The sequence below is a fragment of the Frankia sp. CeRuru1 genome, from assembly GCF_977966315.1.
In genome coordinates this window covers 1-5,038 of sequence record NZ_CDWWEW010000366.1, presented here as the reverse complement: position 1 = coordinate 5,038, position 5,038 = coordinate 1, and the positions used below count along the sequence as shown (strand labels likewise).

The following is a 5,038-nucleotide window of genomic DNA, read 5'->3' as shown; positions in this document are numbered from 1 at the left end:
GTACCGCCCACGCGACCAGTACCGGCCCGTGGCCCTACCCGGGGTCGGGGCCCCTGCCGATGATCGGCATCGGGCCAGAAGGCAGCGACGTGTCGCTCGCTGCCATCACCGATTCGTCACGTCTTGTGGGACTGAGCCGTTCCGGGCAGGTCAGCGAGGCGGCACAGGTCGGCGAGGTCATCTACACGCCGCTGACGGTCCATGGCGGGACGGCCGTCGTCGGCCGGGCCGTGCGTCACCTCGCCATCGAACCCGTGCGGGACCTGCGCGCCGACGATCGAGGCGACTCGATCGTGCTGTCCTTCCAGCTGCCGCCGGGGGTCACCGAGGCGCGGGTGCTCTGGCGCCGCGACCAACCGCCGACCGGACCGGATGATCCCTACGCCGCGGGCGCCAAGGTCACCAACACCAGCCTGGAGATCAAGGGCGGCTGGCATCTCGCCGCGCCGCGGGACGGGTGGGCCTACCACGTGGCCTGCTACCCGGTGTACCGGTCGGGGGGCGTGGCCCGGGTGGTCGCGGCCGGCGTCTCAGTGCTGGCGCGCCCCGCGACGCGTCCTGATCCACCCCCGATGCCGGCGGCGTCCGGGAGCAGCCCGGGAGGCTCGGCCGGCGTGGTTTCGGCCGGCGTGGTTTCGGGCCGGTCGGTGGTCGGTGCCGTCGCCGACCTGATCACGATGCAGTCGCTGGGTGGGCCGACCCAGCCCCGCACCGGGGGCTATCCGTTGCCTACGGCGACGAGTGCTGTGCCGTTGCCTACGGCCACGGGCACCTACCCGCAGCCCATGACCACCGGCCCCCTCCATCCGGTGCCGGTCCGTCCGGTGCCGGTCCGTCCGGTGCCGGAGCACGCGCCGGAGGCGCAGACGAACCCGCCGGCGGGCCCGCCCACCGGCCCCGCGTCACCGCCGCCGGCTCCGGTCGCCCAGCCGACCGTCACCTACACCGTGAGCAGGTCCGGCTGGCGGCGGCGCACCCTACGGGTACAGGTGCACACCACCGGTCCGGTCGGAGATCTGATCCTGTTCGCGCGGCCGGGAACCGTACCGCCGCGGGTGGCCGCGGAGGCCCACGAGCTGTCTCGGCTCGCCGCTGTGGACCAGGCCGGCACCCGGACCATCGACGTCACCCTGGACGGCGCCCAGCTGCCCTGGGGAGTCCGGCTGTTGCCGGCGCTGGTGCACCCGACTGGATGGACCATCACCCAACCACCGGACGACGCACTGGTCATTCGATGATCCGGAGCGATCCTGGGTGGGTGTGCTCTCCGTGGTCCGCTCCAGCTCATTTCTTCTTGTCTTTCCGTTGATTTATGGCGGTTACCTCGGGATTTGTAGCACCAGATCTACAACATATGCGCTACTACGGAAAGTATTCATGAGGGTGCTGTTCCTTGGCTGGGGTGCGCCGTTTACGATTGGCCTCATCACTCCTAGTCCCAGTACCGCCCAGGTGTGTATCGGTTACCTGGGTGGAGCACCTGTCGAATCGTTCCGGCTGCGAGGTCGGGGACGGTCGGGTTCACGGACGGGCACCTGACGGTGCCCGGTCGACTCGCCTGGTGAGGCATGGGTCGAGTCCGGTGGAGCGCTGAGCGGTTGCCGTGCGAGCGGTCCGCTCGGAGGGGACGCTCATCGTGGGTCGTGGTCCGGCCATGCTCCGCCGTCGCGTGCCGGGTGATCCGACGGGAGCATGTCACGCCAACACCGAAAGGCAGCGCGCGAGCATGGCCTCGATCATCCGCGGCCGACCCGCCCCTCCGGTCGGCCGGCCGATTCCCTCAGCCCATCGACGACCCCGCAGCGGCCGGATCCACACCCAGCGTCGGGTCCGGACCGGAGCCCGGATCGGCCTGATAGCCGTGTTCGTGGTGGGTCTCCTCCAGGCGGTCACCCCGCTGGCCCGCGCCGCGGGAAACTCACCGTCGCCGACTCCGGCCGTGTCGCCATCCGCGACGAGCGGATCCAGCCGGGCAGGGGGCGACGCGGGCAGTGGCCGCACGCAGGGCGTTCCGCTCACCACGCTGAGCCCGCAGGCGCGCAGCCGGATCACCCTCGTCCTCTTCGACCAGGACATCGTGCTCGTCGGTGGCCGCAGTTTTACCGCGGGTGATGATGTCACCGTCGTGGCGGAGACGGCCCAGCTGGGCGGCAGCGCGCTCACCCGGGCGGACGCCGACGGCCGTTTCATCCTCGGCTTCCGGGTGCCGGCGGACTTCGCGGGAACCGTCAACGTCAAGGCCACCCAGGGCACGGCCACGGCGACCGACGCCCTTGATGTGACCGGACCGGAGGCGGCCGCCCGGGCGTTCCAGGCCGCCCCGGCTCTTCCCGACGAACCGGTGGTGAAGACGGCGCCCTCGACGTCGCCGTCTCCCAGGCAGCAGGGCGCGTCCGCGGGCACCTCGCCGAGCCCGGCCGTCTCGCCCGCGCCGTCCCCGTCCGCCACGTCCGCCGCCGGTTCGGCGTCCGCCGCGTCGCCGTCCCCCGCGCCGTCCGCGAGCGCCGGCTCGACCGCCCCCGCCAGGAGAACCGCGACGCCGACCGCCACCCCGTCCGGGGCGAGCCCGACCCCCGGTACGGGGTCGACGGGCACCGGCGCCGGTGGGACGAGGTCGGGCCTGCCGTGGCTGTCGGGGTTCCAGTCGCATCAGCTCGCGCAGCTCGTCGAGTTCGGTGACTGGCGCGGCCGGCCGAACGACATCGTCCACGTCTACACGAGCCGCAACCAGGGTTGGGGCGGGCTGGTGGAGCCGTCCTGGCCGGTGGATCTCTTCAAGGGTTTCCAGGGCAAGCTGCTGATCAGCCAGCCGACATTCCCCAAGGGCCAGGGCAACAACGCCGCCTGCGCCCGAGGCGAGTACGACTCCGAATGGAAGAAGCTCGGCAGTTTCCTCGTGGCGCACGGCCGGGCGGACTCCATCATCCGGATCGGCTGGGAGTTTAACGGAACATTCATGTACTGGCACACGGACGCCGACCCGACGGCGTTCCGGGAGTGTTTCCGGAAGATCGCGACCGCCATCCGGTCCACCGATCCCGAAGTCAAGATCGACTGGACTTTCAACGCGCACGCCTCCCCGGTGCCCAGTGGCAACAGCCCCTGGGGCGCCTACCCCGGCGACGAGTACGTGGACTATGTCGGCATCGACCCCTACGATCACTTCCCCCCGTCGAAGGACGAGGCGACGTGGAACAAGCAGTGCGAGGACGTCAACGGCCTGTGCTACGTGATCAGGTTCGCCCGGGAGCACGGGAAGAAGGTCGGCGTCGGGGAATGGGGGGTGGCCTCCTGCAGCGGTGACGGCGGTGGCGACAATCCCTTCTACATCCAGAAGATGTTCGACACCTTCAAGGCGGCCAGCGACGTGATGGGCTACGAGGCCTACTTCAGCGACCCCACTCCCGGAAACGTCTGCTCGACCATCACGAACGGCGGTCAGAACCCGAAGGCGTCCGCCATGTACAAGAAGCTCTTCGGATCCGGCGCCAGTTAGTCGAGTTCGTGGGGGGCGGGCGGCGCCTCGGCCGCCCGCTGCCGACTGGTGGCTGGCCGCTCGCGGACGCTGCGCCGCAGGTCGGCGCCCCGTAGATGGCGCCGAGATGGCCGCCGTGTGTCGGCTGGCTGTCAGTTCCCGCCGTCTGTCGTCGGAGGCCATTCGCCAGGTACCGTCACCGAGAGGCGACGTTTCACGATCTTGCCGGCTCCGGTCGGCGCGCACCGTTGCGGGATGCTCGTCGAACGACGCCCCTGCCTTTGACGAGGAGAACGCTGCTTGCGCCACTTCGCCTTTCTAGGCCCCGAGACGGTTGACGCACTGTTCCTCCGGCCGCCGGAGGACATCGCCGTGAATGATGATCGTCGTCTGCTGGCCACCGCGCTCGGCGCGACCCTCTACGCCCCGGGGACGCGCCCCCGGTTGGCGTCGGACGTGCACAGACAGACCGCGGCGGGGGTGACCTCGATGGTTCTCTGCCTGGAGGACTCCATCGCTGACACCGAGGTGGCCGCCGCCGAAGCCAACGTCGTCGCCGCGTTGCGCGCGCTCGCGGCGGAGCCCCCCTGGGCCGCGGGCGCGATACCACTGCTGTTCGTCCGGGTCCGCGCGGTCGGGCAGATCCCGGATCTTGTCGACCGGCTCGGGCCGGCCGGAGTCGGGTGTCTCGCCGGGTTCGTGCTGCCCAAGTTCGCCGAGGAGGGTGGCGAGGCGGCGATGGAGGCGGTGCTGCGGGCCTCCGAGACGGTCGGTCGCCCGCTGTGGGCCATGCCGGTGCTGGAGAGCCCGCAGGTCATCAACCGGGAGACCCGGGTGGAGGCGTTGTCGGCGGTCCGGCGGCTGGTCGACAAGCACGCCGACCAGGTGCTGGCGATCCGGCTCGGTGCGACGGACCTGTGTGGGCTGTTCGGGCTGCGCCGTGACCGCGACCTGACGATCTACGACATCGCTGTCGTCCGGGACTGCATCGCCGACATCGTGAATATCTGTGCGCGGGGCGGTGACCACGTCGTGACCGGACCGGTCTGGGAGTACTTCGCCCAGCCGGAACGGCTCTTTGTCAGCTCGCTGCGGGTGACCCCGTTCGCGCAGGCGGACCGCGTCGACGGCGGGGAGGATGCGATCCGGATGCGCAGCGAACTGGTCTCCGCCGACCTTGACCGGCTGATCCGGGAGGTCGTTCTGGACAAGGCCAACGGCCTGATCGGCAAGACGGTGATCCATCCTAGCCACGTGCCCGCCGTGCACGCGCTGCACGTCGTCACCCAGGAGGAGTACACCGATGCCGAGACCGTCCTCGACGGGGATGCCGGCGGGGTACGGCCGAGCAGCTACGCGAACAAGATGAACGAGTTGCGTCCGCACCGGGCCTGGGCCGAGGCGGTGATCCGCCGGGCGCGCGCGTTCGGTGTCCTGCGCGAGGGCGACACCTTCGTCGAGGTGCTGGCGGCGACGCACGGTCGTCTCGGCCAGCGGAATGCCCGATGATGGCGACGGCGGGGACGGACGCCCCCACCGGCGCGCCCATCCCTCACCCGGCCG

General features: G+C 70.7%; 2 protein-coding genes and 1 pseudogene. All 3 read left to right on the top strand.

Annotated features, from left to right (window positions below):
• Window positions 1-1,238, top strand: a pseudogene (locus AC08OP_RS20425) (zinc ribbon domain-containing protein); the annotation flags it as partial.
• A gap of 632 nt (window positions 1,239-1,870) precedes the next feature.
• Window positions 1,871-3,496 carry a glycoside hydrolase family 26 protein gene (locus tag AC08OP_RS20420; protein WP_476615652.1) on the top strand — a complete coding sequence of 542 codons (1,626 nt, stop codon included), beginning with the start codon at window positions 1,871-1,873 and terminating at the stop codon, window positions 3,494-3,496.
• Between the two features lie 279 nt (window positions 3,497-3,775).
• Window positions 3,776-4,984: an HpcH/HpaI aldolase/citrate lyase family protein gene (locus AC08OP_RS20415; RefSeq protein ID WP_462186828.1), complete on the top strand. Its 1,209-nt coding sequence runs from the start codon at window positions 3,776-3,778 to the stop codon at window positions 4,982-4,984.
• The last annotated feature ends 54 nt before the right edge of the window (window positions 4,985-5,038 follow it).